The sequence below is a fragment of the Polaromonas sp. CG_9.11 genome (assembly GCF_015752225.1).
In the GTDB taxonomy this organism is placed as follows: domain Bacteria; phylum Pseudomonadota; class Gammaproteobacteria; order Burkholderiales; family Burkholderiaceae_C; genus Polaromonas.
The window spans coordinates 1-1,234 of record NZ_JADOVE010000073.1 but is presented as its reverse complement, the minus strand read 5'-3'; the positions used below and the strand labels follow the sequence as shown (position 1 = coordinate 1,234).

Below are 1,234 nucleotides of genomic sequence, written 5' to 3'. Positions count from 1 at the left end.
ATCAAAAGCATGACCAAAAGGAGAGCAGCAAGGAGTTCAACAAAGCCGCTTAAATTCAAGACTCACAGGCGACAACTAGCTTGACATTCACCGGGACTGAGTTCGAGGACGTCAGGATTGAGAGCGAGTCAGCAATACCAATTGGAAAAACCGGGGCAGCGCCGTTCAGCTGCGAGAAGTCGAGTGCAACTTAAACTACCATCAAGTCTGTCGTGACTCTGGGGTCCACTTCAGTAAGGTGATTCAAAATAAGCCGCGACTTGCTGCAAAGCTTACCGCTTGGGCGCGTGTGCGTACATTGAGTTTGCGGTAAATATTCTTGATGTGAGTGTTAACAGTTTGCGCGCTGATGACGAGCCGAGAGCCAATTTCGGTACTCGTGTAGCCTGCTGCAACCAGTTTAAGAACCTGCTTTTCGCGCTCCGACAGCTTTTCCTTGTTTTTGCTTTCCTGCAGTGCTTGCGTTTGGGTCTGAGGCTGTTCAAATTTATTAAGCAGTCGACGCGCTAGGTTCGGAGTGATTGACGCGCCGCCGTTAACCACCTGAAGAACAGCTTGAGGAAAATTACCAAACCAGGAATTTTTCACCAAGTAGCCCGTAGCACCTAGTTCAAACGCGTGCAAGGCATGCTGCTCATCTTCCATTGCCGATATAACAATGGCTTCCGCCAAGGGACGAACGGTCTTCATGTACTCGATGAGCGCAAAACCAGTGCCGTCTCCCAAATTCAGGTCGACCAGCATCACATCAAACTCATTTTGGCTAATCAAGCGGCGGCCTTCTTTGACACTACTTCCTTGGCCCAGCAGATTGATGCGCAGATCAGCCAGTAATTCATGAGCAATGACACGGCTCATGTGCGGATCATCGTCAATCAACAATACACGAACCGGTTGTTCGGCCTGGCCGGTTAAAAACCCAGGCCACATTGACGGCAGGCCGCTATGCGGCGCCAAATGCTGACTGGATGAAACAGCAGTATTTTTTATCAAAAAGTCCGAAGCGACTTGTGATTCGTTACGAATTTCCATGATTTCCTCCTTGCCTTTTGCTTCCAAAACAATCTTAAAGCGCGAACCAGTTAGCGATTAGCTTACTGACTTTTACAGATGTTTGTCTAAAAAATTGTTACCTAGTGTCGCGTCATGATGTAGTTGTCGGGTAAAGCCTTTTGCGCTTGGTGCGGGCATCCTTGGTCGTGAACTGCCAGTTGACTTTGGCCTGAAGGTTGTC

Annotated in this window: 1 protein-coding gene; it reads right to left on the bottom strand. The window is 48.7% G+C overall.

Going from position 1 to position 1,234, the window contains the following annotated elements:
• Positions 1-243 precede the first annotated feature (243 nt).
• Positions 244-1,032, bottom strand: a complete 789-nt coding sequence (locus IWX85_RS20160) for a response regulator transcription factor (RefSeq protein WP_036813824.1) — start codon at positions 1,030-1,032, stop codon at positions 244-246.
• Positions 1,033-1,234 lie beyond the last annotated feature (202 nt).

What these genes read in the sequence shown, in the direction of transcription:
- IWX85_RS20160 (WP_036813824.1), bottom strand. Translation starts at nt 1,032, where the DNA reads ATGGAAATTCGTAACGAATCACAAGTCGCTTCGGACTTTTTGATAAAA.